This is a genomic window from Streptomyces sp. NPDC014864 (genome assembly GCF_043081525.1).
Lineage (GTDB): Bacteria > Actinomycetota > Actinomycetes > Streptomycetales > Streptomycetaceae > Streptomyces.
Genome location: NZ_JBIBWT010000007.1, coordinates 189,939 through 214,542, shown reverse-complemented (window position 1 = coordinate 214,542; position 24,604 = coordinate 189,939). Strand labels below are relative to the sequence as shown.

Here is a 24,604-nt window from a genome sequence, read left to right as displayed (position 1 = left end):
GGCGGAGGAAGACATGCTTCGGTGTCGAACTGCCGTGCGGCGCAGCCGAATTCAGCTGGGGCGCACCGCCAGCTTGTCGAGGGCCTCCAGCAGACGGGGCAGCTCCGGGCCGCGGCCGACCGGCAGGACTTCGCCGGGCTCCTCGTCGAGGAGGACGAAGGCGATGTCGTCGGTCCGGGCCACCATCGACCAGCCGGGGCCGTCCACCCGCAGGGTCCGCGCGTCCCCGGGAGCGAAGGAGGACCTGACGCGGCCGAGCGGCGGTGGCGAGTCGACGTAGGCGTGCGCCTCCGCCAGGACGCGCCGGATGCCGCCGTGTCCCCCGGAGCCGATCCCACCGGCCTTCTCACCGGCCTTCTCAGCGGCTGCCTCGCCGGCCGTCCCGGACGGGCCGTCGCCCTCCGCGGACCCACCGTCCCGAGCGGAGAATCCGGTGTCGTCGATCTGCCCGCGCCACACCGCCCACTGCAACGCGATCTCGTCGGCGCCCAGCCGGCGCTGTGCCGGCCCCCAGACGCTGGTGTCCGGCGGCGCCAGCGGCGGCCCGTCCGCGGCTTCCGGTCCGGGATCGTGGGGCGCGGGCACCCCGGGAGCCGCGACGGCGACCGCGAGCGGCCAGCCCGGCAGGGCGGCGACGACCGTGCGCTCGTCGGGCGACAGGTCGTACTCCATCCCGCAGTCCCAGGAGGCGATGGCCACGGCGACCAGCGACACGTCGTCGATGACGACCGTCCACCGCGCCCCGGCACCGTCCTGGCCGAGCACCAGCCCGTACCCGTCGGCCCGCGGCGCGAGACCGAGCGCCGCGCATGCCTCCGGATAGTCGTCGCCCAGCACACTCGGGAACTGCGCAGGCGTCAGCAGTACCGCCGTGAGCACATAGAGCGCGTCGTCCGCGGCGGCGACGGCTTCCTCGTCCGTCCCGGCCATCCCAGCCTCCCCATCGGTTCGTCCAACGGCGCGCACCCTAGTGCGAGCGGAAGGCGCTTGTCACGACTCCGTGTGCGGGCGGACCTGCAGTTTTCCGCCTGGAGGTGGGCGAAACGGCCGTCACGCGTCCATGGTCCGGGCCGCCGGGAGCCCGAGCAGGGTCCGCGCCACCCTCCCCGGCGGCTCGTCGCGCTCCCGCGCCAGGACGATCACCGCACGGCACGCCAGCTCCCTCACTCCGAAGGACAGCGCCTCAGGAGAGACCCAGGTCGCGGCCTCGTCCATCCGGTCCTGGTCGTCCTCCGCGCAGGCCGACACATAGGCGGCAGCGGCCTCGAAGAGGTTGGGGGTGCGCGTGTCCCGCCCCCGCTTCGGCTCCGTACGTGAAGAGGTGAAGATCCTGGTGAAGGACGTGCGGAGGTTGCTGAACATGCGGACCACCTTGCCCCAGTGTGGTGTGCGGCGACGATCGCTCATGTGCTGCTCCTCAACGTAGAGTTGAAGCTCCGACGGCATAAGGGGGCGGCGGGGTGAAGCGTTTCGAGCGGCTCGGGCGGATTCGCCGGATGGACCCGGTGGCCGACGCGACGGAGATCCTCAGACTCACCGCCGCCTACGAGTTCCCCTGGGACTTCACCCGCTCACTCGAACTGGCGCTCTACCGCACCTATGCGGTACCGAGCATCGGCCGGCTGCTCGCGGAGACGGCCGAACTCACCGGCCGCTCACAGAAGCGCTACGACGACACCGCGCTCCTCCTCGACGCCGTCGTGGAGCACGGTTTCGGCAGCGATCAGGCGCGCACCGCCATCCGCCGCATCAACCAGATGCACCGCAGCTACGACATCAGCAACGACGACATGCGCTACGTGCTCTGCACCTTCGTGGTCATGCCCCGGCGCTGGATCGACGCCTACGGATGGCGCAGGCTCTCCAAGCACGAAGTCGTCGCGTCCGCCGTCCACTACCGCACGCTCGGCCGTCACATGGGCATCAAGGACATCCCCGAGTCCTACGAGGAGTTCGAGTCGCACCTCGACGCCTACGAGAAGGCCCACTTCGGCTGGGACGAGCAGGCCCGGCAGGTCTCCGACGCCACCCTCGACCTGATGACCTCCTGGTATCCGCGCCCCCTCGCGCCGGTGCTGCGCGCCTCGACCCTCGCCCTGCTCGACGAACCCCTGCTGCGGGCCTTCCGCTACGCGCCCCCGCCCGCCTTCGCCCGAGCGGTGGTACGCGGCGCCGTGCGGGCCCGGGGGCGCGCCGTGCGCCTGCTTCCGCCGCGCAGGGCTCCGCACTTCGCGCGGCAGAACTGGGAGATCAAGAGCTACCCGGGCGGCTACGGGCTGGCCGACCTCGGCACGCGTCCGGTCCCCGGCGTGCGCGGCTGCCCGGTGCGCCACAACGGCGCTTCGTCAGGCGCCCCCGACGAGTGACGCGATCACGGCGCGTGGCCAGACGAGTCCGGCCCGCGGCGTGGCCCGCGCGGCGGTGAGGACGCCGCCGGGTCAGCCTTCGCGCACGGCCAGCACCAGGAAGCGCGTGTTCTCGTCCGCGTACGACGTCATGCGCCACCCCGAACCGGCCAGCAGCGGGCGCAGGTTGGGCTCCGCACGCAGGTCGTCCGGTGTGATGCTGCGGCCCTGACGGGCGGCGAGTGCCGCGCGGCCGATCGGGTGGAACAACGCCAGCGTGCCGCCGGGGCGCACCACGCGCGCCAACTCCCGAAGATTCCCGGCCGGATGCGGAAGATGCGCGATGAGACCGGCGGCGAACACGGCGTCGAGCGACCCGGACCGCAGCGGAAGCGCACTGACATCGGCCAGCACCAGCCGCCCGTCCCGGTCCCGCCCGGCCCGCACCGCGGCCTGCAGCATGGCAGGAGTCAGGTCGGCCCCCACCACGACCCCCGTGGGGCCCACGGCCGCGCGCAGCGGGGGCAGCGCGCGGCCGGTGCCGCAGCCCGCGTCGAGCACGCGGTCGCCCCGGCGCAACCCCAGCTCGGCCACCGCGGCCGCATAGGCGGGGGCGTCGTCGGGGAAGCGGCTGTCCCAGTCGGCGGCCCGCGCGGTGAAGAACTCTCGGACGTGTGTGTGGTCGTCGCTCATGCTCCGCATGATCCCGCACCGCCGCGGACGGCGACGCGGGCACGGGTGCAGGATCGGACCTTCATGCGACGGCACAGGTCCCAGGTGCGGGCGCGTCCCGGCCCCGAACGGGCGCGAGACGATCACATCGGAGAAATTGCGGTCCAATCCCTCGAACAGGTGGCGTAGTTGTCATCATGCTGACTTCGCATCGCCGCACCCCGTCGCACGCGGACGCCACAGGGGTGCGCCGGATGCGTCACCGACGTCGACCGTTGCCGCCCCTCCTGAGAGAAGTGATCCATGGTCCCCGAGCACTCCGCTGCCCCGGACGGCGAGACGGCTCCCCTGGCGTTGAAGATACTGGTCGCCGGCGGCTTCGGCGTGGGCAAGACCACCCTGGTGGGCGCGGTCAGCGAGATCCGTCCGCTGCGCACCGAGGAAGTGCTCAGCCAGGCGGGCCGGCTGGTGGACGACACCCATGGGGTGGACCGGAAGGTCACCACGACCGTCGCCATGGACTTCGGCCGTATCACCATCCGGTCCGACCTGTTCCTGTACCTCTTCGGGACGCCGGGGCAGGACCGCTTCTGGTTCCTGTGGGACGAACTGGCGCGGGGTGCCCTGGGCGCGGTGATCCTCGCGGACACCCGGCGGCTCGAGGACTGCTTTCCGGCGGTGGACTACTTCGAGCACCGGCAGATCCCGTTCGTGGTGGCCGTCAACCGCTTCTCGGGCGCCCGCGTCTACGGAGCCCACGACGTCTCCCGTGCCCTCGACCTCGACGAGGGCACGCCGGTCGTCGTCTGCGACGCCCGCGACCGTGCCTCCGGCAAGGACGTGCTCATCCAACTCGTCGAGTACGCGGGGCGCATGCACACGGCCCGGCTGCTCGCCTCCGTCGGGTGACCCGGCCCCGCTTCGGCGGTCGACGGGTCCCGACTCCGGCCGGCCGTCCTCAGTCGGTCAGATCCTTCAGCGCCACCACCTTGTCGACGGCGACCCGCACCAGCAGCTCGCCGGGTACGCCGTTGCGGGCACCGAACTCCTCGGCGCGGTCCTCGCCCATGTAGCGGCCCGCGATGCGGGTGGCCCAGCGCCGCACCTCGTCGAGGTCCTCCGAGAGCCGGGCCCGGCCGTGCAGCACGACGAACGTGAACGGTGGCCGGTCGTCGTCCACGCACAGGGCGACCCTGCCGTCGCGGGCCAGGTTGCGCCCCTTGACGGTCTCCTTCCCCGTGTTGAACACCACCTCGTCCCCGTCGAGCAGGAACCAGATCGGCGCCACGTGCGGGCTTCCGTCGGCCCGGACGGTCGACAGCTTGCCGGTGCGGGTCCCGTGGGAGACGAACGCCCGCCATTCCTCATCGGACATCTTCTGTGCCATGTCCCCATCTTCCTTGCCGGGACCGCGGTCCTGGGGAAGGCTGGCGGGAGATCCTCCCGGACCAGGAGGAGACATCACACGGGGAGACCGCATCATGGCACAGCACCAGACGCTCGGCTGGCTGCTCGACGATCTGACCGGACGGGTGGAACACGTACGGCACGCCTTGGTCCTGTCCAACGACGGTTTGGTCACGGGGGCGAGTACCGGGCTGCGACGGGAGGACGCGGAGCATCTGGCGGCCGTCTCCTCCGGGCTGCACAGCCTCGCCAAGGGCTCGGGACGTCACTTCGGCGCGGGCGGAGTGCGTCAGACGATGGTCGAGTTCGACGACGCGGTGCTGTTCGTCACGGCGGCCGGCGCGGGAAGCTGCCTGTGCGTGCTCAGCGGTGCCGAGGCCGACATAGGCCAGATCGGCTACGAGATGACCCTGCTCGTGAACCGGGTCGGCGAGCATCTCGACGTGGACGCCCGCCAACCCGAGCGGGCTCCGGCCTCGGACCTCTGACCTGCACGTTCGTCGTCCCCCGTGGAGTTGTCCACAGGGGCGCGCCGAGATCCGCGACCCCCGCTACCGTTTTTCCGGGCGGGCGCACACGGCGCGAGCCACACACTCCACGGGGGCGACATGTCCGGCAACACCATCACGCACGAGGTCACGCCCGCGGTCGCGCAGACCGGCCGGAAGCGGGAAGCGGACTTCACGCAGAGCCGCGCCGCGCGCGAACTGGGCCTGAAGCGCGGCGCATTCGACCTCGCCGTCCACCTCGGCCATATCCGCACCGTCCCCGACGAGGGCGGCGGCGGACGCCGCGTCGCCCGCGCCGAGGTCGACCGGCTGCGCGCTCAGGACGGCTTTCCCCGAACACTGCACCAGCGCGTCGAAGCCGTCGGCACCGGGCAGGGCGCGGCCACCATGGACGTGACCGGTGCCAGGTTCACCAGGTTTGCCCGCCTGGGCCTGCTGGTGCCGGTCAGCTTCTCCTTCAACCGCTACCGGGCCGTGGTGTGGCTGTATCTGGCCGACGAACTAAGGCAGTTCAGGGCCGACGCGAAGAACGCCTCGCTGCTGAGCCGCCCCCTGCCCGAGGGCCTGCGCGACCAACTGGACGGGGGCCTGGTTCTCCGCCCCCGCAACTGGCGCGGACGCCACCTGGACTTTCTGCTGCGCCAGGCCGACGACCCCTGGGAGCGGGCCGCCGCCGTGGCCTCACTGCTCGCCCCGCTCCAGGTGTCGGATGTCGTCAGGGATCCCTACGAACGCGCCCACCTGCGTCGCTTCGGGCCACAGCTCCCCGCCCACGGGGCGCCCGGATCGCCCACCGCCCACCTCACCGAGCGGATCATGACGGCTGACAGTCCGGACGAGACCGGCCGGCTCCGGGCCGACCTGGCGCGGACGCTGGAAGAGGCGCGAACCCACCGGCCCGCGCCCCGCCCGCCCGGTCGACACACCGCTCGGGCACCGGAGGAGCACCGGGTGGCGCCCCGGCAGCCGGAGCGTCCACGCGGACTGCTGGGCCGGCTCTTCCGCAGAGGTGCCTGAGCCACCTGCGCCGCAGCTCACGGACGTGACCCGCACCTGCCTACAGCGCCCGGAAGAGCCCCTCCTGGACGACGGAGACGAGCAGCCGCCCCTCCCTGTCGTAGATGCGCCCGCGGGCCAGGCCCCGGCCGCCGGTGGCGATCGGCGACTCCTGGTCGTACAGGAACCACTCGTCCGCGCGGAACGGCCGGTGGAACCACATCGCATGGTCCAGCGACGCCATGTCGAAGCCACGAGGCCCCCACAGCGGCTCGACCGGAATGCGCACCGCGTCCAGCAGCGTCATGTCACTGGCGTAGGTCAGCGCGCAGGTGTGGACGAGGGGGTCGTCGCCGAGCGGTCCGACCGCGCGCATCCACACGGCGCTGCGCGGCTCGGCATCCTTCACCTCGTCCGCGCTCCAGCGAAGCCGGTCCACGTACCGGATGTCGAAGGGCTGGCGGCGCGCCATGCGCTCCAACTGCTCCGGCAGCGCGCCCAGATGCTCCCTGATCTCGTCCGTGACCGTCGGCAGCGACGCCGGGTCCGGGATCTCGCGGGCCGGCGGCAGCTGATGTTCGAAGCTTCCCTGTTCAGGCTTGTGAAAGGAGGCGGTCAGATTGAAGATCGTGCGGCCCTGCTGCACGGCGGTGACCCGGCGGGTCGTGAAGGACCGCCCGTCCCTGACCCGCTCGACCTGGTACACGATCGGCACCCCTGGCCGGCCGGGGCGCAGGAAGTACGCGTGCAGCGAGTGCACCGGCCGCTCGCCGTCCGTGGTGCGACCGGCGGCCACCAGGGCCTGGCCCGCCACCTGTCCGCCGAAGACCCGCTGCAGGGACTCCTGCGGGCTGCGGCCGCGGAAGATGTTGACCTCGATCTGCTCCAGGTCGAGCAGATCGACGAGTCGTTCGGCCGGGTTCGTCATGACGGGGCTTCTCCTGTGCTCACAGCTGGCCGACCTCGGTGACCCGGACGACCGCCCGGCCCTCGGCGTCGGACGCGGCGAGGTCGACTTCGGCGCTGATGCCCCAGTCGTGGTCGCCGTTCGGGTCGTCGAAGATCTGCCGCACGCGCCACAGGCCGTTCTGCGCCTCCTCCTTGATCACGAGCAGCTTGGGACCGCGGGCGTCGGGACCGGTGCCGAGGTCCTCGTACTCCTCCCAGTACTTGTCCATCGCCTCCCCCCAGGCCTCGGCGTCCCAGCCGGACTCGCCGTCCATCTCGCCGAGCTCTTCGACCTGGTCGAGCGCGGCGAGCTCGACGCGGCGGAACATCGCGTTGCGGACCAGGACGCGGAAGGCACGGGCGTTGGTGGTGACCGGCTTGACCTCGTCGGCCCTCTCCTGGGCCTCCTCGGCGGTCATCACCTCCGGATTGGCCAACTGCTCCCACTCGTCCAGCAGGCTGGAGTCGACCTGACGCACCGTCTCGCCGAGCCAGGCGATCAGGTCCTCCAGATCCTCGGACTTCAGGTCGTCCGGGATGGTGTGCTCCAGGGCCTTGTAGGCACCGGCCAGGTAGCGCAGCACGATGCCCTCGGTGCGGGCCAGCTCGTAGAAGGAGACCAACTCCGTGAAGGAGAGCGCCCGTTCGTACATGTCCCGGATGACGGACTTCGGCGACAGCGGATGGTCACCGACCCAGGGGTGGCTCTTGCGGTACGTGTTGTACGCGTGGAAGAGGAGCTCCTCCAGAGGCTTCGGGTAGGTGACGTCCTGGAGCCGCTCCATGCGCTCCTCGTACTCGACGCCGTCCGCCTTCATCGCGGCCACGGCCTCCCCGCGCGCCTTGTTCTGCTGGGCGGCGAGGATCTGCCGCGGATCGTCCAGCGTGGACTCCACGACCGAGACCATGTCCAGCGCGTAGGACGGCGACTCCGGGTCGAGGAGCTCGAACGCGGCCAGGGCGAAGGTGGACAGCGGCTGATTGAGCGCGAAGTCCTGCTGCAGGTCGACGGTGAGGCGGACGATGCGGCCCTCCGCGTCCGGCCGGTCGAGCTTCTCGACGACGCCGCCGTCCAGCAGGGAGCGGTAGATGGCGATCGCACGCCTGATGTGCCGCAGCTGCTGCTTGCGCGGCTCGTGGTTGTCCTCCAGCAGACGCCGCATGGCCTCGAAGGCGTTGCCGGGGCGGGCGATCACCGACAGCAGCATCGTGTGCGTCACCCGGAAGCGGGACGTCAGCGGCTCGGGCTCGGAGGCGATCAGCTTGTCGAAGGTGGTGTCGGACCAGCCGACGAAACCCTCCGGCGCCTTCTTCCGGACGACCTTGCGCCGCTTCTTGGGGTCGTCACCCGCCTTGGCGAGCGCCTTCTCGTTCTCGATGACGTGCTCGGGGGCCTGCGCCACCACGAAGCCCGCCGTGTCGAAACCCGCACGTCCCGCGCGGCCGGCGATCTGGTGGAACTCACGGGCACGCAGGGTGCGCACCCGGCTGCCGTCGTACTTGGTGAGCGCCGTGAACAGCACCGTGCGGATCGGGACGTTGACGCCCACGCCGAGCGTGTCCGTCCCGCAGATCACCTTCAGCAGGCCGGCCTGGGCGAGCTTCTCCACCAGACGCCGGTACTTGGGGAGCATGCCGGCGTGGTGGACACCGATGCCGTGCCGTACGTAGCGGGAGAGGTTGCGGCCGAACTTGGTGGTGAAGCGGAAGTTGCCGATCAGCTCGGCGATCTGCTCCTTCTCCTCGCGCGAGCACATGTTGATGCTCATCAGCGCCTGCGCCCGCTCCACGGCCTGGGCCTGGGTGAAGTGCACGATGTAGACCGGAGCCTGCTGGGTTTGCAGCAGGTCGGTGAGCGTCTCGGTGAGCGGGGTGCGCCGGTACTCGTAGGACAGGGGCACCGGGCGGGTCGCCGAGCGGACCACAGCGGTGGGGCGTCCCGTGCGGCGGGTGAGGTCCTTCTCGAAGAAGGAGACGTCGCCGAGCGTGGCCGACATCAGGATGAACTGCGCCTGCGGAAGTTCCAGCAGCGGGATCTGCCAGGCCCAGCCGCGGTCGGGCTCCGCGTAGAAGTGGAACTCGTCCATGACGACCTGGCCGACGTCCGCGTTCCTGCCGTCGCGCAACGCGATCGACGCCAGCACCTCGGCGGTGCAGCAGATGACGGGCGCGTCGGCGTTCACGGAGGCGTCACCCGTGAGCATGCCGACGTTCTCGGTGCCGAAGAGCTTGCACAGCTCGAAGAACTTCTCCGAGACCAGGGCCTTGATCGGAGCGGTGTAGAAGGTGACCTCGTCCCGGGCCAGCGCCGCGAAGTGCGCACCCGCGGCGATCATGCTCTTGCCGGAGCCGGTCGGCGTCGAGACGATCACGTTCGCGCCCGAGACCGCCTCGATCAGCGCCTCCTCCTGGTGGGGGTAGAGCGTGAGACCGCGGTCCTGGGCCCACGACTCGAAGGCTTCGTAGAGGGCGTCGGGGTCTGCGGTCGGCGGCAGCTGATCGATGAGGGTCACGCCCCCATCTTGCCTGGCGAGCGTGCCGAGGCGGGAATCGGATGCCGAGGCGAAGATCACGACCGCTACGCTGTGTCGCCGACGCAGCGTGAACGCAGCGGATCAACTGGACAGCGGCGCAGGAGAAATGGGGCGGGGAACGGCCATGATGGGACCAGCACACTCACTGTCGGGCGCCGCGGCCTGGCTCGGCGTCGGAGCCGCGGCCGCCGCGACCGGGCACCCGATGCCCTGGCCGGTGCTGCTGGCGGGCGCCCTGATCTGCGCCGGCGCCGCGCTCGCCCCCGACCTCGATCACAAGGCCGCCACCATCTCGCGATCCTTCGGACCGATCTCGCGCTGGATCTGCGAGATCGTCGACAAGCTCTCGTACGCCGTCTACAAGGCGACGAGGAAGCAGGGCGACCCGCGCCGCTCCGGCGGCCACCGGACGCTGACGCACACCTGGCTGTGGGCGGTGCTGATCGGTGCGGGTTCCTCCGCCGCCGCGATCACCGGGGGCCGCTGGGCGGTGCTGGCGATTCTCTTCGTCCACATGGTGCTGGCCATCGAGGGACTGCTGTGGCGGGCGGCCCGAGGGTCCAGCAGCGACGTCCTCGTGTGGCTGCTGGCGGGGACGAGTGCGTGGATCATCGCCGGCATTCTCGACGAGCCGGGCAACGGCGCGGGCTGGCTGTTCACGGCGCCGGGCCAGGAGTACCTGTGGCTGGGGCTGCCGATCGTGCTGGGCGCGCTGGTGCACGACATCGGGGACGCGCTGACCGTCTCCGGCTGCCCGATCCTGTGGCCGATACCGGTCGGCCGCAAGCGCTGGTATCCCGTCGGCCCTCCGAAGGGGATGCGGTTCCGGGCGGGCAGCTGGGTGGAGCTCAAGGTGCTGATGCCCGTGTTCATGATGCTCGGCGGCGTGGGCTGCGCGGCCGCGCTGAACTTCATCTGAGACGCCGCCCGAACGCCCCGGGTGCTCCCTGGGCGCCGGGGGAGAGGACGACACCGTCGTCGACCGCGGCGTCCGGCCGCCGGTCAGCCTTACTGCGTCTCCTCGTCGACTACGTGCATCGCGGCCTCCTCAGCGGAGGCGGCCGCGCCGTCGATGCCGACGTCCGTGGCGATCAGCGCGCTCTCCTCGTCCTCGTGCGCACCCTCGTCCGGCGCGACCAGGCGGCCGGAGCGGGCCGCGCCGACCTCGTTGTCGAGGGGTTCCCCGTCGGTGCCCTGGCAGTCGCCGATGTCGTCGCCATCGGGAGTGACGGGATCCGGCAGCTCCTCGGCGAGACGCTGGTCGAGGGTCTCGCCCTGCAGGCGCTCCGCCGCGGTCACGCCCTCGTGCTCCACCGCCCAGGGCCGTTCCGGAGGGGACCAGCCCCGGTCCAGGGGGTCCTCGACACCGTCGTACTCCAGCGTGTCCTCCGAGTCGAGGATCCCCGTGTCCTCCCGGACCTCGGAAGTGTCATCGGGCTGGTAGACGTCGTCTCCCCATCCGTCGGCGCTGTCCACGGGTACCTCCAGAGGGTGGGGACGGGCCCGTTCTCACCGCGGGCGGCGGTCTGCCGCCGGTGCGCGGGGCACAGGTCTCACCGGGCGCGAACCACAGGGTTCCCGGGCGTTCCCCGAACCGGTGCCGGTTTCCAGCCTTCCACCCCAGTTCGTCACCGCGCAACGGCACGGCACCGAGCCGTCGCCCGGCCCGCGGACCGAGCCGCGGAGGGGTCCGGTCCCGGCCCGCCGTCGCACCGCCCGCCGCGGCTGCGGGCGACTGCTCCCGCGGGGCGGCAGCAGCGCCGCCGCCCCGGGACGGCACGCTGCGGAGCGTGCCCGACCGGCCGCCGCGCAGCGCGCCTCACCCGCCCCGCCCCCGGCCGGGGCCGCGCTCGTTCCCTCTCACCCGTGCCACGACCTCCACAGGGCCGCGTAGGCGCCCCCTGCCTCGACGAGCTCGTCGTGGCGGCCCAGCTCACTGATGCGGCCGTTCTCGACGACGGCGATGACGTCCGCGTCGTGGGCCGTGTGGAGCCGGTGGGCGATGGCGACGACGGTACGGCCGTCGAGGACGCGCGCCAGGGACCGCTCCAGGTGGCGCGCCGCCCGCGGATCGAGGAGCGAGGTCGCCTCGTCCAGGACCAGCGTGTGCGGATCGGCGAGCACGAGACGGGCCAGGGCGATCTGCTGGGCCTGTGCCGGGGTGAGCGCGACACCGCCCGAGCCGACCTCGGTGTCCAGACCCTCGGCGAGCGCGCGGGCCCAGCCGTCGGCGTCGACCGCGCCCAGCGCCGCCCACAGCTCGGCGTCGACGGCGTCGTGGGAGGCGCCCCCGCGCGGGGCGCCGGTGGCGTCGCCTGCGGCCCGTCCCTTCGAGGCCACGTGGTGCGAGGCCTCTCCACTCGGGGTGTCGACGGCGGTGGAGGTCCCGTGGGAGGGAAGCCGGGACGGTGGCAGGGCGAGCAGCAGGTTGTCGCGAAGAGAACCGACGAAGACGTGGTGCTCCTGGTTCACCAGGGCGACGTGGGAGCGGACCTGTTCGGCGGGCATCCGGGCGAGCTCGGCGCCGCCGAGCGTGATCCGGCCGTCCCGGGGCGCGTAGATACCGGCCAGCAGCCGGCCCAGCGTGGACTTGCCCGCGCCAGAGGGGCCGACCAGCGCCAGCCGGGTGCCCGGCGCGACCTTCAGGGACACCTCGCGCAGCACGTCGACGCCCTCGCGGTAGCCGAAGTGCACCCGGTCCGCGTGCACGTCCCGTCCGTCGGGGCCCAGCGAGGCGTCGCCCGCCTCCGGCTCGATGTCCCGCACCCCGACCAGCCGGGCCAGCGACACCTGGGCGACCTGCAGCTCGTCGTACCAGCGCAGGATCAGACCCACCGGGTCGACGAGCATCTGCGCGATGAGCGCGCCCGTCGTCAGCTGGCCGACCCCGATCCAGCCCCGCAGGACGAAGACGCCGCCCACCATGAGCACGGAGCCGAGCACGGTCACATGCGTGACGTTGATGACGGGGAAGAGCACCGACCGCAGCCAGAGCGTGTAGCGCTCCCACGCCGTCCACTCCCTGATCCGGCGCTCCGACAGCGCGACGCGGCGGTCGCCCAGGCGGTGCGCCTCCACGGTCCGCCCGGCGTCGACCGTCTCGGCGAAGGCCGCCGCCACGGCCGCGTATCCGGCGGCCTCCGAGCGGTAGCCGGACGGCGCGCGCCGGAAGTACCAGCGGCAGCCGATCACCAGCAGCGGCAGGGCGAGCAGCACGGCGGCGGCGAGCGGCGGCGCCGTGACCACCAGGCCGCCGAGCAGCAGAGCGGCCCACACCACACCGATCGCCAGCTGCGGCACGGCCTCGCGCATCGCGTTGGCGAGCCGGTCGATGTCCGTGGTGATGCGGGACAGCAGGTCCCCGGTGCCGGCTCGTTCCAGGACACCCGGCGGCAGACCGACCGAGCGTACGAGGAAGTCCTCGCGCAGGTCGGCCAGCATCCGCTCGCCGAGCATCGCGCCGCGCAGCCGTACCTCGCGGACGAACGCGGCCTGCGCGAGCAGGGCCAGCACGAAGAGCGTGGTCGTCAGCCCGAGCCGCAGCTCGCGAGAGCCGTCGGCCACCCGTTCGACCAGGCCGCCCAGCAGCCACGGGCCCGCCATGGAGGCGAGCACGGCCACCGTGTTGACGGTGACGAGGAGCAGGAAGGCGCGCCGGTGACGGCGGAACAGTTCGACCACGTAGGCGCGCACGGTCGCGGGGGCACCGACGGGCAGGGTGTTCGCCGTCGTCGGGGCCGCCGGGTCGTACGCCGGGGGCACCACGCCGATCATGCGGTTTCCTCGATCTCTTCCAGTGCGCCGCGCAGGGCGCCGTCGTTCCGCAAGACGCCGCGCAGAGCGTCTTCGCGGTTCCGCAACGCGTGGTGCGGGGTGTCCCGGTCGCCGCGCGGTGCGCCTCCGCCGTCCCCGGGAGGGTCCGGGCGGCCCGCCGCGCTCCCGGCGCGTTCCTCGTCGGTCTCCCGGGTGACCACCGCCCGGTACCGCGGCTCGGAGTGCAGGAGCTCGCGGTGTGCGCCGACCGCCGTGACCTCGCCGTCGTGCACCAGCACCACCCGGTCCGCGAGGTCCAGGACGAGAGGGGACGAGGTGAACACCACCGTGGTGCGCCCGGCCCTCAGGCTGCGCACCCCCTCGGCGATCCGCGCCTCGGTGTGGGAGTCGACGGCGGAGGTCGGCTCGTCGAGGACGAGCACCTCGGGGTCGGTGATCAGGGACCGGGCCAGGGCGAGACGCTGGCGCTGGCCGCCGGAGAGGGACCTGCCCCGCTCGGTGATCCGTACGTCCATCGGGTCCTCGGCACCCAGCGACGCCTGCGCGAGCGCCTCCAGGACGTCCCCGCACTGTGCGGCCGTCAGTGCCTCCTGGGCATCGACCCCGCCCGAGCGGGGCACGTCGAGCAGGTCGCGCAGCGAGCCGGACAGCAGCACCGGTTCCTTGTCCTGGACCAGCACCGCCGCGCGCGCGGAGTCGATGGGGAGTTCGTCGAGCGGTACGCCGCCGAGCAGGACCGAGGCATCGGGTTCGGGCGGGTGGCCGCCCAGCCGTTCGGCCAGCCGGCCCGCCGTGTCCGGGTCGCCGCACACCACGGCGGTCAGGCGTCCGGCGGGTGCCAGCAGCCCTGTCACCGGGTCGTACAGATCGCCCCCGGGAGCGTCGGCCGCGCGGGTCCCGGCGGTGTCCGTGGCCCGCTCCAGCGACAGCACCCGGGCCGCCCGGGTGGCCGACGGACGGGAGAAGGAGTACGCCATGGCGATCTCCTCGAAGTGCCGCAGCGGATAGGTGAGCACCATGACCGAGCTGTAGACGGTGACCAGTTCCCCGACCGTGATCCGGCCCGCGCGGGCCAGGTGCACGCCGTGCCAGACGACCGCGATCAGCAGCAGACCCGGCAGCAGTACCTGGATCGCGGAGATCAGGGACCACATGCGGGCGCTGCGCACGGCCGCGTGCCGGACGTCCTGGGAGGCGCGGCGGTAGCGGTCGAGGAACAGTTCCTCGCCGCCGATGCCGCGCAGCACCCGCAGACCGGCGACCGTGTCGGAAGCGAGTTCGGTGGCGCGGCCGGCCTTCTCGCGCTGGAGGTCGGCACGGCGGGTGGCCCGGGGCAGCAGCGGCAGCACCGCGAGCGCCAGCACCGGCAGGCCGACGGCGACGACCACCCCGAGCGCCGGCTGGTAGACCAGCAGTCCGGCGCAGACCAGTACGAGGGTGACCGCCGCCGCGGTGAACCGGGAGGCGGCTTCCACGAACCAGCCGATCTTCTCGACGTCGCCCGTGGAGACGGCCACGACCTCACCGGCGGCGACCCGTCGGGTGAGGGCCGCGCCGAGATGGGCGGCCTTGCGGGCCAGCAGTTGCTGGACACGGGCGGCGGCGGTGATCCAGTTGGTGACCGCGGCACGGTGCAGGAAGGTGTCGCCGAGCGCGTTGCCGGCGCAGCACAGCGCCATCAGGCCGCCCGCCAGGGCGAGCTGTGCGCCGGAGCGCTCGACGACCGCCTGGACGGCGAGGCCCACGCAGAACGGGAGGGCGGAGACCGAGACGAAGTGCAGCAGCCCCCAGGCCAGCGCCGTCAGCTGGCCGCCCAGCTGGTTCCGTCCGAGCCACCACAGGAATCGGGGACCCGAGCGTGCGTCCGGCACACCGGGGTCGGGATATGGAAGGTCTTGGATTCGCATGACGTCCCAGTGGCTCGTGTCAACTCGTGTCGAGGGGCGGGGGGAGAAGGAGGGAGGAGGGAACAAGCCGTGACAGGGTCGCGTCGCAGCGTGGTCGGAGGCAAACGGTTTTCCACGCCCGGGGAACGGAACCGGCTGGTTCCGCGTCCCTGCCGAGAACTGCGTGGTGGAACTGGGCAACGGTCCGGGGACGGCCGCAAGTCGGGGACCCTGTGCGCCACATGACAGTGGATGAGACTGTTTGGCCCAATCCCAAGTGGTTCGTCCGGAACCCGGTGCCACCATGGGATCATGGAGAGGCGTGGTACAAGGCGTGCGACGGTCGCGGCGGCGACCTGCGGTTTCCTGCTGGCGGTTCTGGCCGCGTGCGGCGGCCCGCCGACGGTGGCCCCTCGGGCCGGCGCTGTTCCCGGACCCGTCGGCATGGACGGGAGCCCCCGGCCCAGCCAGGTGGAACCGCCCCGCGTTCCGGGGGTCGGCGACCGGCTGTGGCGGCAGGTCCCGGCCGGCACCCGCCAGGTCGTGGCGGTCTACGGCGAGCACGGCGACTCCCCGGACTCCACGCTCGTCCTGTACGAGAAGCACGGGAGCGACTGGGAGCGCGTGGCCGACTGGCCCGCGCACAACGGCAAGCGGGGCTGGACCATCGACCACCACGAGGGCGACGAGCGCAGTCCGGTCGGCGTGTTCACGCTCTCCGACGCCGGCGGTCTCCGCGACGACCCGGGTGCCCTGCTGCCGTACACCCAGGACGACGAGGCCTTCGCATCTCCCTACTACTGGGACGAGGCGCACTGGCACGACTTCGACTACGTCATCGCGATCGACTACAACCGGCTGCCGGGCACCCGTCCGGACGACGGGACCCGCCCCCTGGGGCAGGCGAAGGGCGGGGGCATCTGGCTGCATCTGGACCACGGAGACGGCACGTTGGGTTGCGTGAGCGTCCCCGAGTCCGCGATGACGTATCTGCTGCGCAGGCTCGACCCGCAGGACCGGCCCGTGATGGTGATGGGCGACCGGGCGAACCTCGCGGCCTGACGGTCGCCCCGGGCCGTACCGCGTGACCAAGGCCCGAACGCGGGACGGCGGTGGCCGGTCCGGGGGGCACCGGTACGACGCGTCATTGCGGTGGCGGCCAAGTCCCCGTAGAAACACCGGCCATGAGACATCGCATAGTCATGTCCATGCTTGTCGGAGCGACCCTCCTCGCGGGCACCCTGCTCGGCGCGAGCCCCGCCCGGCCGGCGGACGGCTCCGCCCGAATGCCCGGCGCCGTCGGCCAACCCGCCGGGCCACCGGACGAGTTCGGTACCGACTGGCACGACCCCGTCACCGCGGCTCCGCCCGTCACGACGCCCTCGGGGAAGTCCTGCCGGATCACCCTCGCCGAGGCGCGGTTCCGCGACTTCACACCCTACCGGGGCACCTACGCCCCGCCGAACGGGTGCGGCCACCGCTGGAGCAAGGTGGTGCTGCGACTGGACGGCAAGGTCAGGGGGCGGCAGTTCGACCGGCTCGGATACCTGCGCGTCGGCGGCGTCGAGATCCTGCGCACCTCCACGCCGGAGCCCTCGCCCGAGGGCATCGAGTGGTCGGTCGAGAAGGACGTCATGCGCTACAGCGACACCTTCCGTCGCGCCCAGGACGTCGAGATGCTCATCGGCAACGTTGTCGACGACACGTACACCGGAGTCATCGACGTCAGGGTCACCCTCACCTTCTACGCCGCCGGCCGGCACTTCCGGTCCGCCACGGCCCCCGACCGTGTCCTCACCCTCGCCGACGGGACGACGCTCACCACCCCGCGCAACAGCGAACGCGTCGTCGCCGAGGTGTACGCCACCGGATCCGGCGGCGGTTGCGAGGAGTTCTGGTATCTCGCGGTACCGCGGCAGGCGCCGTACTCCTGCCAGGCGGACCGCGGGCCCTACCGGGAGGTGCAGATCACCGTGGACGGCCGCCTCGCCGGAATCGCCGCACCGTTCCCCACCGTCTGGACGGGCGGCTGGTCCAACCCCTTCCTCTGGTACGTCGTCCCCGGGCCGCGCGCCTTCGACGTCAAACCGATCGAGTACGACCTCACGCCCTTCGTCGGACTCCTCGACGACGGCCGTCCGCACCGCGTCGAGGTCTCCGTCACCGGAGTGCCGCAGGGGCAGTCCGGCTGGAGCACCCCCGTGAACGTGCTGGTGTGGCAGGACGCACGCAGCACCCGGGTCACCGGACGCCTCACCGCCGACCGGGCGGGCGACCTGGCCGACTCCTCGACGTACACACCCGGATCGCCGCACCGGGTGGACACCGAGGGCCGCCACCGGCTGACCGTCGCCGGGTACGTCGACACCTCGCACGGCCGCGTGACCACCACGGTCAGCCGCCGCCTGGCCGACACCTCCACGCACCGCTGGACCGACGGGGAGGACACCGACGGGCTCGACGCCACCTGGACCGACGACGAGACCGTCACCGTCGCAGGGCACGCCGGCCCGGCCACGTCGACACACACCCGCCGCACCTACACCATGAACGGCACCACGATCGTCTCCGCCGACGACCGGCTGCGCACGGTGCTCACCCTGGGCGACCGGGCATCGGTCGTCGAGGCGCGGAACGGCCGGCGCCTCGGCTGGTCGCGGCTGGACGACACCTACACGGGCGACGCGGCGTACACGCTGAACGTGCCGCGCGACCGGCGGCACGCCGTCGGCACGACGGGCGAGCGCTACCGGCTGTACGGTTCGGGCGGGTGCTACGACCGCACGCTCACCACCGTGCAGGGGGTGCTGACGGAGGACCGCAGCGGCTGCTGAACGGGCCGCACGGGCCGGGGCCCCGGCTCAGGGGTGACGCGCCCCGGACTCGGGCCCCGCGCCCACCAAGGTGTCCAGCAGCGAGCCGAGAGCCTGACGCTGATCGTCCGTCAGGGGAGCGAGGATCTCCTTGGCGGCCGCTCGGCGCGCGCCGCGCAGCTCGCGCAGCGCCCTGCGGCCGTCGTCCGTGAGTTCGATGCGGATCACCCGTCGGTTGGCCGGGTCGGGGGCCCGGCGCACCTTGCCGCCGGCCTCCAGCCCGTCCACGAGCGTGGTCACCGCGCGGGGCACGACCTCCAGGGCGGCGGCGAGATCCGCCATGCGGGGCGGCTCGCCGAAGTGCGCGAGGGTGCGCAACAGCCGGGACTGGGCCGGCGTGATGCCCAGGTCGTGCTGCTCCAGATGGTGCTTCTGGATGCGGTGCACCCGACGGGTGAGCCGCAGCAACTGCTCGGCGAGAAGTCCGTCGGCGTCGGGGGTGCTCATGCGGGAACAATATCAGGATGCCGTTCATTGTGAGTATAGGTAACAATGAGTTATGATCCGTCAGTCGTCGCCGGTCACGTCCGCGCCGGCGCCCGCCCACCTCCGTAGGAGCCCATGCACCCCGACCGTCAACCCTCCTGGACACCACCTGCCGACGCCAAGGACCAGCCCCGGCAGGTCCGCCGGATCCTCGCCCTGTTCCGCCCCTACCGCGGCCGCCTCGCGGTCGTCGGCCTGCTGGTCGGCGCCTCGTCCCTGGTCTCGGTCGCCACGCCATTCCTGCTGAAGGCGACGCTCGACGTCGCGATCCCGCAGGGCCGCACCGGCCTGCTGAGCCTGCTCGCCCTCGGCATGATCCTCAGCGCCGTCCTCTCCAGCGTCTTCGGCGTCCTGCAGACCCTCATCTCGACGACCGTCGGCCAGCGCGTCATGCACGACCTGCGCACCGCCGTCTACGGCCGCCTCCAGCGCATGTCGCTCGCCTTCTTCACCCGCACCCGCACGGGCGAGGTGCAGTCGCGCATCGCCAACGACATCGGCGGGATGCAGGCCACCGTCACCTCCACCGCCACCTCGCTGGTCTCCAACCTCACCAGCGTGGTCGCCACCATCGTCGCGATGGTCGCCCTCGACTGGCGGCTGACCGTCGTCTCGCTGCTCCTGCTGCCGGTCTTCGTGTGGATCAGCCGCCGCGTCGGCAACGAGCGCAAGAAGATCACCACCGAGCGCCAGAAGCAGATGGCCGCCATGGCCGCCACGGTCACCGAGTCGCTCTCCGTCAGCGGCATCCTGCTCGGCCGGACGATGGGCCGCTCGGACTCGCTGACCGCCTCCTTCGCCGAGGAGTCCGAGCGGCTGGTGGACCTTGAGGTGAGGTCGAACATGGCCGGGCGCTGGCGCATGGCCGTGATCACGATCGTCATGGCCGCCATGCCCGCCGTCATCTACTGGACCGCCGGCGTCACCCTCGGGCTCGGCGGCCCCCAGGTCTCCATCGGCACGATCGTCGCCTTCGTCTCGCTCCAGCAGGGCCTCTTCCGGCCGACCGTCGGCCTGCTGTCGACCGGCGTCCAGATCCAGACCTCGCTCGCGCTCTTCCAGCGCATCTTCGAGTACCTGGACCTGCCGATCGACATCACCGAGCGCGAGGCGCCGATCCACCTCGACCGCGTCAAGGGCGAGGTCCGCTTCGAGACCGTCGCCTTCCACTACGACGACAAGAGCGGCCCCGTCCTCGACGGCGTCGACGTCACCGTCCCGGCGGGCAGCAGCCTCGCGATCGTCGGCCCGACCGGAGCCGGCAAGTCCACCCTCGGCTACCTGGTGCCCCGGTTGTACGACGTGACGGGCGGCCGGGTCACCCTCGACGGGACCGACGTCCGCGACCTCGACTTCGACACCCTCGCCCGTGCCGTCGGCGTCGTGTCCCAGGAGACGTACCTCTTCCACGCCTCGGTCGCCGACAACCTCCGCTTCGCCAAGCCTGACGCCACCGACGAGGAACTGCGGGCGGCCGCGAGGGCGGCCCAGATCCACGACCACATCGCGGCCCTGCCCGACGGGTACGACACGATCGTCGGCGAGCGCGGCCACCGCTTCTCCGGCGGAGAGAAGCAGCGCCTGGCCATCGCGCGCACCATCCTGCGCGACCCGCCGGTGCTGATCCTCGACGAGGCCACCAGCGCGCTGGACACGCGTACCGAGGCCGCCGTGCAGGAGGCCATCGACGCACTGTCGGCCAACCGGACCACGCTGACCATCGCGCACCGCCTGTCCACCGTCCGGGGCGCCGACCAGATCGTGGTCCTGGACTCGGGGCGCGTGGCCGAGCGCGGCACGCACGAGGAACTGCTGGAGTTCGACGGGCGTTACGCGGCGCTGGTCCGCAGGGACGCGCGGCTGGAGCCGACGTGCTGAGGCGACCGTGCTGACGGCGGTGGCTCAGGCGGCGGCCGTCGGGGGCGACGCAGGCAGGCGCCCGATGTCCCGGACGGCGGCGCGGCCGGCCCGGTTGGCGCCGACGGTGCTGGCCGACGGGTCGTAGCCGACGAGGTGGACGCGCGGATCGGCGACCACGCGGGTGCCGTGGACACGGATTCCGCCTCCCGGCTCGCGCAGCCCCAGCGGCGCCAGGTGGCCGAGGGCGGCCCGGAATCCGGTCGCCCACAGGATGACATCGGCGTCCACGTGCCGCCCGTCCCCCCACTCCACGCCGTCCGGAGTGATCCGGTCGAACATCGGCCGCCGGTCCAGGACCCCGTCCGCCAGACCCTGCCGGACGGCCTCGTTGAGGGGCAGCCCGGTGACCGAGACCACGCTCGTGGGCGGCAGCCCCTGCCGCACCCGTTCGTCGACGAGCGCGACCGCGGCCCGGCCCGCGTTCTCGTCGAACGGGCCCTCCCGGAAGACCGGGGGCCGTCGCGTCACCCAGGTGGTGGCGGCCGCGACCGGCGCGATCTCCAGCAGGTGCTGGGTCCCGGACGCGCCCCCGCCCACCACGACCACCCGCAGCCCCGCGAACTCCTCCGGCCCGGAGTACTGCGCGGTGTGCAACTGCCGCCCGCGGAAGGTCTCCTGCCCCGGACAGCGCGGCCAGAAGGGCCGGTCCCAGGTGCCGGTGGCGTTGATCAGCGCCCGCGCCCGCCACGCGCCGACCGAGGTGGCGACGAGCAGCCGCCCGCCGGAACCCTCCCGGACGGCCCGCACGTCCACCGGCCGGCGCACCCGCAGATCGAAGCGGCGTTCGTAGGCGGCGAAGTACTCTCCGACGACCGCGGACGAGGGCCGCGCGGGATCGGCGTCCGTCAGCTCCATGCCCGGCAGCGCGTGCATCCCGTGCACCTTGCCGTACGTCAGCGACGGCCAGCGGAACTGCCAGGCGCCACCGGCGGCGGGGGAGTGGTCGAGCACCACGAAGCCGCGCCCCGGCTCGTATCCGGCGCGCCGCAGATGATAGGCGCTGGAGAGCCCGGCCTGGCCGGCGCCTACGACGACCACCTCGACCTCGCGCGCATCGTTCAGGCCTCTGCCAACCGCGCCGGGGACGCGGATCTTCCCGCCGGTGGCACTCCTTCCCGGCGATGGCGGATCTTCCCGGTGCTACGGGAAGACCGGCGAGGCCGGAACACAAGACACCGCGAGAGCGCGTGCGCACGGAGGACACAACGGAACGGCGCGTGCGCACGGGAGGGACACCACGGAGGGGTCATGCGCGTGTGAAAGCCGGCTCAGGGGTCAGGATGGGGGCATGTCCGATGTCTTCACCACCCGAGTGCTCAACGTCGTCTCCGGCTCCAGCGAGTCCGTCGTCGACCTGACCCGTGACTGCGAGGCCTTCCTGCGGGAGGCCGCCGCCGGGCGCGACGGCCTGCTCAACCTGTTCGTGCCGCACGCGACCGCCGGCATCGCCGTCATCGAGACGGGCGCCGGCAGCGACGACGACCTGCTCGCCGCCCTGCACACCCTCCTCCCCGCCGACGACCGCTGGCAGCACCGGCACGGCAGCCCGGGACACGGCCGTGACCACGTCCTCCCGGCGCTCGTTCCGCCGCACGCGACGATCCCGGTGGTCAGCGGACGGCTGGAGCTGGGGACTTGGCAGTCGGTCTGCCTGGTGGACACGAATGTCGATAATCCACACCGTCAGGTCCGCTTGTCGTTCCTCGGGTAGCGCGAGCGGCCACGACCGCAGGGCTGATATCCGGCCGACCAAAAGTGGCGGGTCATGTCCCTTCTCGTGGTGTGGGCGCTCAGTCGTCCGAGGGGGCGGGTAGAGGGCCGGGGTGTCGCGCAGAGGGCGTCCATGCACTGGTCAAGCAGGATCCGGATGGGGCAGACTGCCGCGGCGCGACGCCACCCCCCTCGGGTTCTGGAGGAAGACCATGCCCCATCGCATCAACCGCCGGCTGCTCGAGGCCTCGATCGGCGTCCTGGCGGCGGTCGCCGCTCTCGGACCGCAGTCTCCCGCCTCGGCCGCACAGGACCCCTCGGCCCGGGTCTTCATGGTCAACCCGGTGCAGGCGACCGGTGACCAGGGCCTGACCGACGACAGGGACGCGGCCGGCGCCGTGCCGCCGTCGGCCTACGCCACTGCGGCGCTGCGCAACCTCGACGGCAGCGGAGCCTTGAGCGGCAGGTGGGTGAGCATCCGGTCCGAGACCGGCTCCGCGGCGCGCGCGGTCGACGGCGCTTACGTCTACGACCGCAGCAGCGACCAGTTCGAGCAGGTAATGGCCTACTTCTGGGTCAACGAGGCGCAGGAGTACCTGCAGAGCCTCGGCTTCGGCAGCGAACTGCCCGCCGCCAACGCGCGGCAGCAGCCGGTGCGCATCAACCAGTGGGGCGCTGACAACAGCTTCTTCACCGACAAGAAGGCCGAGATCCGCTTCGGCAAGGGTGGTGTGGACGACGCCGAGGACGCCGAGGTGATCGTCCACGAGTACGGCCACGCCGTGCACAATGCCCAGGTCCCCGGCTTCGGCACGTCCGAGGAGGCCGGCTCCATCGGGGAGGCGTTCGGCGACTACCTGGCCGTCTCCGTGGGCGACCACGCCGACGCGAAGTACGGCTGGCCGCGCCGCACCGATCTCGCCTGCGTCGCCGACTGGGACTCCGTCAGCTACACGTCCCGTACGCCGCACTGTCTGCGCAGGGTGGACGGCGACAAGACCTACGCGGACAAGGTTGGGGAGGTGCACGCGGACGGGGAGATCTGGTCCCGCGCCCTTTTCGACATCCGCACAACACTGGGGGCGCGCACCGCGGACCGGATCATCGTCAACGCCCAGTTCGGCTTCGCGCCTGACACCAGCTTCAAGGACGCGGCGCTGAAGACGATCGCCACCGCCCAGGACATGTACGGCGTTCACGAGGCCGAAGCGGTCCGCCAGGCATTCGCTGCCCGGGGCATCCCCGGCGTGTGACGCTCCGCGCCCCGCCGGGTCCGTGACGAGGACCCGGCGGAGCGGCCTCCTGACGGCCGTCGCCAAGGTCCGGAAGGCGAGGGCCGAGGGGCGCGAGATCGGCGAGGCCGATCTCGACGAACCGTCAGGTCCGGCTCTCGTTCCTCGGCGGTACCGCGGAACTCTGGGCGGGACGTCCGGCCACGCCGAACGGTTCGCTCTGCAAGCCGGGGCTGCGAGTGCGGGCGTTTCACGCCCGCGCGCCCGCCGACGAGGCCTCTTCCGGCTCCGGCCGTTGATTGACGGTGAGCGCGGGGGCGGCGCGCGGCGTGAAGCGGCGGTCGAGGGCGACGAGCCCGAGACCCAGCAGGTAGAAGGCGGACGCCAGCAGGAGGCAGTTGACGCTCACCTGCCCGTATCCGGAACCGGCGACGTCGAGGAAGGGGTACGGGTAGCGCGTACCGCTGGTCACCACAATGCCCCTGACCAGCGCGAAGACCAGATAGGCCAGTGGATAGGCGAGCCACAGCGCTGCGTGCCGCGGACGCAGGGCACCCCTCGGGCCGAAGAACAGCCAGTCCAGCAGGGCCATCAGCGGTGTGACCACGTGCAGCAGCACGCTGTCCCAGGTGTAGTGCGACTCCTTCTGCTGCTGGTAGAAGGGGCTGGCCGGATTGGCGAGCAGCAGGTTGAAGACGGTGCCGGTGATCACGATGTAGAGAGTGACCGCGCCCTTGACCGATGCCAGGAAGGCCCCTTCGGTATCCGTGCCCCGCAACGGACGCACCACCAGCGCCGCGAAGAACACGCTGAGGAACAGATTGCTCTGGACGGTGAAGTAGATCCAGAACTCGGCGGGACCGGGCCCCGCGAGGCTTTTGGCCGTGGTGCCGGCGAGCCCAGCTGTACCGGCCAGACAGAGCGCCGAACGAAAGGCTATGAGACGCGCACCGTTCGGTCCGTGGTTTGGTGCCATGAATGCTCCGTGAAAGAGATGAGAAGGTGCCTTGGAGCGAGCATGTTACTCACCGGAAACCAGGGAGTCCCCGGTTGTCCACAGCCGTCCGCGGAACGCGCCGAGGAGGGCAGCGCCTACCACCAGCTGGACCCGCACCCCCGACCCGCGCTGCGGGACGCCGTGCTCGCAGCCTGCCAGGCGGACCTCGACTGTCTGCGCGCCGACCGCGCCGACCGCGCCGCCTGGCCGACGGCCGCCTTCTCCGCAACGTCGGACCGGAGCGACGCGGCGCACGACGCCAACGCGGCCCGCCGCGCCGGTGCAGTCGCCGCAGCGCGCGCCCACCGCCCTCGA

General features: G+C 72.1%; 22 protein-coding genes. 10 read left to right on the top strand and 12 right to left on the bottom strand.

The window, feature by feature from the left end; all coding sequences use genetic code 11:
• Nucleotides 1–51: 51 nt before the first annotated feature.
• Both ACF1A5_RS15255 and ACF1A5_RS15250 read right to left on the bottom strand, forming a co-directional pair.
• On the bottom strand, nucleotides 52–930 hold the full coding sequence (locus ACF1A5_RS15255) for a hypothetical protein (RefSeq protein WP_392193315.1): 879 nt from the start codon (nucleotides 928–930) through the stop codon (nucleotides 52–54).
• A 120-nt stretch (nucleotides 931–1,050) separates the two neighbouring features.
• Nucleotides 1,051–1,362 carry a hypothetical protein gene (locus tag ACF1A5_RS15250; RefSeq protein WP_392193488.1) on the bottom strand — a complete coding sequence of 104 codons (312 nt, stop codon included), beginning with the start codon at nucleotides 1,360–1,362 and terminating at the stop codon, nucleotides 1,051–1,053.
• 98 nt (nucleotides 1,363–1,460) lie between these two features.
• Between ACF1A5_RS15250 and ACF1A5_RS15245 the strand changes: the two genes are divergently transcribed.
• Complete coding sequence (locus ACF1A5_RS15245) at nucleotides 1,461–2,366, top strand: oxygenase MpaB family protein (RefSeq protein WP_392193314.1); 906 nt, start codon at nucleotides 1,461–1,463, stop codon at nucleotides 2,364–2,366.
• A gap of 72 nt (nucleotides 2,367–2,438) precedes the next feature.
• On the opposite strand, the gene ACF1A5_RS15240 is transcribed toward ACF1A5_RS15245, so the two are convergent.
• Entirely contained in the window at nucleotides 2,439–3,038 is a 600-nt protein-coding gene (locus ACF1A5_RS15240; RefSeq protein WP_392193313.1) for a class I SAM-dependent methyltransferase, read from the bottom strand.
• A 282-nt stretch (nucleotides 3,039–3,320) separates the two neighbouring features.
• Between ACF1A5_RS15240 and ACF1A5_RS15235 the strand changes: the two genes are divergently transcribed.
• Nucleotides 3,321–3,926: an ATP/GTP-binding protein gene (locus ACF1A5_RS15235; protein WP_392193312.1), complete on the top strand. Its 606-nt coding sequence runs from the start codon at nucleotides 3,321–3,323 to the stop codon at nucleotides 3,924–3,926.
• Nucleotides 3,927–3,975: 49 nt separating this feature from the next.
• Here the strand turns inward: ACF1A5_RS15235 and ACF1A5_RS15230 are convergent, their stop codons facing one another.
• A complete protein-coding gene (locus ACF1A5_RS15230) occupies nucleotides 3,976–4,404 on the bottom strand; it encodes a PPOX class F420-dependent oxidoreductase (RefSeq protein WP_392193311.1) in 429 nt (142 codons plus the stop codon).
• Nucleotides 4,405–4,498: 94 nt separating this feature from the next.
• Between ACF1A5_RS15230 and ACF1A5_RS15225 the strand changes: the two genes are divergently transcribed.
• Together ACF1A5_RS15225 and ACF1A5_RS15220 are read left to right on the top strand one after the other, a co-directional pair.
• Nucleotides 4,499–4,912 carry a roadblock/LC7 domain-containing protein gene (locus ACF1A5_RS15225; RefSeq protein WP_392193310.1) on the top strand — a complete coding sequence of 138 codons (414 nt, stop codon included), beginning with the start codon at nucleotides 4,499–4,501 and terminating at the stop codon, nucleotides 4,910–4,912.
• 120 nt (nucleotides 4,913–5,032) lie between these two features.
• A complete protein-coding gene (locus tag ACF1A5_RS15220; protein ID WP_392193309.1) occupies nucleotides 5,033–5,950 on the top strand; it encodes a DUF6397 family protein in 918 nt (305 codons plus the stop codon).
• Nucleotides 5,951–5,990: 40 nt separating this feature from the next.
• Here the strand turns inward: ACF1A5_RS15220 and ACF1A5_RS15215 are convergent, their stop codons facing one another.
• The gene (locus ACF1A5_RS15215) at nucleotides 5,991–6,857 is read right to left on the bottom strand and encodes an acyl-CoA thioesterase (RefSeq protein WP_392193308.1); all 867 of its coding nucleotides are present in this window, start codon (nucleotides 6,855–6,857) and stop codon (nucleotides 5,991–5,993) included.
• A gap of 19 nt (nucleotides 6,858–6,876) precedes the next feature.
• A complete protein-coding gene (locus tag ACF1A5_RS15210) occupies nucleotides 6,877–9,390 on the bottom strand; it encodes a DEAD/DEAH box helicase (RefSeq protein WP_392193307.1) in 2,514 nt (837 codons plus the stop codon).
• Nucleotides 9,391–9,535: 145 nt separating this feature from the next.
• Between ACF1A5_RS15210 and ACF1A5_RS15205 the strand changes: the two genes are divergently transcribed.
• A complete protein-coding gene (locus tag ACF1A5_RS15205; protein WP_392193306.1) occupies nucleotides 9,536–10,330 on the top strand; it encodes a metal-dependent hydrolase in 795 nt (264 codons plus the stop codon).
• A gap of 89 nt (nucleotides 10,331–10,419) precedes the next feature.
• Here ACF1A5_RS15205 and ACF1A5_RS15200 read toward each other — a convergent pair whose 3' ends face one another.
• The 3 genes from ACF1A5_RS15200 to ACF1A5_RS15190 form a co-directional block, all read right to left on the bottom strand.
• On the bottom strand, nucleotides 10,420–10,887 hold the full coding sequence (locus ACF1A5_RS15200) for a DUF5709 domain-containing protein (RefSeq protein ID WP_392193305.1): 468 nt from the start codon (nucleotides 10,885–10,887) through the stop codon (nucleotides 10,420–10,422).
• Between the two features lie 384 nt (nucleotides 10,888–11,271).
• Nucleotides 11,272–13,185 carry an ABC transporter ATP-binding protein gene (locus ACF1A5_RS15195; protein WP_392193304.1) on the bottom strand — a complete coding sequence of 638 codons (1,914 nt, stop codon included), beginning with the start codon at nucleotides 13,183–13,185 and terminating at the stop codon, nucleotides 11,272–11,274.
• On the bottom strand, nucleotides 13,182–15,092 hold the full coding sequence (locus ACF1A5_RS15190; protein ID WP_392193303.1) for an ABC transporter ATP-binding protein: 1,911 nt from the start codon (nucleotides 15,090–15,092) through the stop codon (nucleotides 13,182–13,184). The genes ACF1A5_RS15195 and ACF1A5_RS15190 overlap by 4 nt, the downstream gene beginning before the upstream one ends.
• Before the next feature lie 291 nt (nucleotides 15,093–15,383).
• On the opposite strand from ACF1A5_RS15190, the gene ACF1A5_RS15185 reads away from it, so the two are divergent.
• Entirely contained in the window at nucleotides 15,384–16,133 is a 750-nt protein-coding gene (locus tag ACF1A5_RS15185; protein WP_392193302.1) for a L,D-transpeptidase family protein, read from the top strand.
• 122 nt (nucleotides 16,134–16,255) lie between these two features.
• Nucleotides 16,256–17,905, top strand: coding sequence for a peptide-N4-asparagine amidase (locus tag ACF1A5_RS15180; protein WP_392193301.1), 1,650 nt, complete (start codon nucleotides 16,256–16,258; stop codon nucleotides 17,903–17,905).
• Nucleotides 17,906–17,932: 27 nt separating this feature from the next.
• Here ACF1A5_RS15180 and ACF1A5_RS15175 read toward each other — a convergent pair whose 3' ends face one another.
• Entirely contained in the window at nucleotides 17,933–18,391 is a 459-nt protein-coding gene (locus tag ACF1A5_RS15175; RefSeq protein ID WP_392193300.1) for a MarR family winged helix-turn-helix transcriptional regulator, read from the bottom strand.
• 114 nt (nucleotides 18,392–18,505) lie between these two features.
• Here ACF1A5_RS15175 and ACF1A5_RS15170 point away from each other — a divergent pair, with 114 nt between their 5' ends.
• A complete protein-coding gene (locus ACF1A5_RS15170) occupies nucleotides 18,506–20,308 on the top strand; it encodes an ABC transporter ATP-binding protein (protein ID WP_392193299.1) in 1,803 nt (600 codons plus the stop codon).
• Between the two features lie 24 nt (nucleotides 20,309–20,332).
• Here ACF1A5_RS15170 and ACF1A5_RS15165 read toward each other — a convergent pair whose 3' ends face one another.
• Nucleotides 20,333–21,412, bottom strand: a complete 1,080-nt coding sequence (locus tag ACF1A5_RS15165; RefSeq protein WP_392193487.1) for an NAD(P)-binding domain-containing protein — start codon at nucleotides 21,410–21,412, stop codon at nucleotides 20,333–20,335.
• 226 nt (nucleotides 21,413–21,638) lie between these two features.
• Here ACF1A5_RS15165 and ACF1A5_RS15160 point away from each other — a divergent pair, with 226 nt between their 5' ends.
• Nucleotides 21,639–22,061, top strand: coding sequence for a secondary thiamine-phosphate synthase enzyme YjbQ (locus ACF1A5_RS15160; protein ID WP_392193298.1), 423 nt, complete (start codon nucleotides 21,639–21,641; stop codon nucleotides 22,059–22,061).
• A gap of 211 nt (nucleotides 22,062–22,272) precedes the next feature.
• Nucleotides 22,273–23,313: a M4 family metallopeptidase gene (locus tag ACF1A5_RS15155; RefSeq protein WP_392193297.1), complete on the top strand. Its 1,041-nt coding sequence runs from the start codon at nucleotides 22,273–22,275 to the stop codon at nucleotides 23,311–23,313.
• Between the two features lie 229 nt (nucleotides 23,314–23,542).
• Here the strand turns inward: ACF1A5_RS15155 and ACF1A5_RS15150 are convergent, their stop codons facing one another.
• The gene (locus ACF1A5_RS15150; RefSeq protein WP_392193296.1) at nucleotides 23,543–24,268 is read right to left on the bottom strand and encodes a Pr6Pr family membrane protein; all 726 of its coding nucleotides are present in this window, start codon (nucleotides 24,266–24,268) and stop codon (nucleotides 23,543–23,545) included.
• Nucleotides 24,269–24,604: the final 336 nt, after the last annotated feature.

Coding starts and splice junctions, on each gene's coding strand:
- ACF1A5_RS15250 (WP_392193488.1), bottom strand. CDS start 1,362: ATGTTCAGCAACCTCCGCACGTCCTTCACCAGGATCTTCACCTCTTCA.
- ACF1A5_RS15205 (WP_392193306.1), top strand. CDS start 9,536: ATGATGGGACCAGCACACTCACTGTCGGGCGCCGCGGCCTGGCTCGGC.
- ACF1A5_RS15220 (WP_392193309.1), top strand. CDS start 5,033: ATGTCCGGCAACACCATCACGCACGAGGTCACGCCCGCGGTCGCGCAG.
- ACF1A5_RS15255 (WP_392193315.1), bottom strand. CDS start 930: ATGGCCGGGACGGACGAGGAAGCCGTCGCCGCCGCGGACGACGCGCTC.
- ACF1A5_RS15170 (WP_392193299.1), top strand. CDS start 18,506: ATGCACCCCGACCGTCAACCCTCCTGGACACCACCTGCCGACGCCAAG.
- ACF1A5_RS15190 (WP_392193303.1), bottom strand. CDS start 15,092: ATGCGAATCCAAGACCTTCCATATCCCGACCCCGGTGTGCCGGACGCA.
- ACF1A5_RS15150 (WP_392193296.1), bottom strand. CDS start 24,268: ATGGCACCAAACCACGGACCGAACGGTGCGCGTCTCATAGCCTTTCGT.
- ACF1A5_RS15215 (WP_392193308.1), bottom strand. CDS start 6,857: ATGACGAACCCGGCCGAACGACTCGTCGATCTGCTCGACCTGGAGCAG.
- ACF1A5_RS15235 (WP_392193312.1), top strand. CDS start 3,321: ATGGTCCCCGAGCACTCCGCTGCCCCGGACGGCGAGACGGCTCCCCTG.
- ACF1A5_RS15155 (WP_392193297.1), top strand. CDS start 22,273: ATGCCCCATCGCATCAACCGCCGGCTGCTCGAGGCCTCGATCGGCGTC.
- ACF1A5_RS15225 (WP_392193310.1), top strand. CDS start 4,499: ATGGCACAGCACCAGACGCTCGGCTGGCTGCTCGACGATCTGACCGGA.
- ACF1A5_RS15240 (WP_392193313.1), bottom strand. CDS start 3,038: ATGAGCGACGACCACACACACGTCCGAGAGTTCTTCACCGCGCGGGCC.
- ACF1A5_RS15160 (WP_392193298.1), top strand. CDS start 21,639: ATGTCCGATGTCTTCACCACCCGAGTGCTCAACGTCGTCTCCGGCTCC.
- ACF1A5_RS15195 (WP_392193304.1), bottom strand. CDS start 13,185: ATGATCGGCGTGGTGCCCCCGGCGTACGACCCGGCGGCCCCGACGACG.
- ACF1A5_RS15180 (WP_392193301.1), top strand. CDS start 16,256: ATGAGACATCGCATAGTCATGTCCATGCTTGTCGGAGCGACCCTCCTC.
- ACF1A5_RS15185 (WP_392193302.1), top strand. CDS start 15,384: ATGGAGAGGCGTGGTACAAGGCGTGCGACGGTCGCGGCGGCGACCTGC.
- ACF1A5_RS15230 (WP_392193311.1), bottom strand. CDS start 4,404: ATGGCACAGAAGATGTCCGATGAGGAATGGCGGGCGTTCGTCTCCCAC.
- ACF1A5_RS15175 (WP_392193300.1), bottom strand. CDS start 18,391: ATGAGCACCCCCGACGCCGACGGACTTCTCGCCGAGCAGTTGCTGCGG.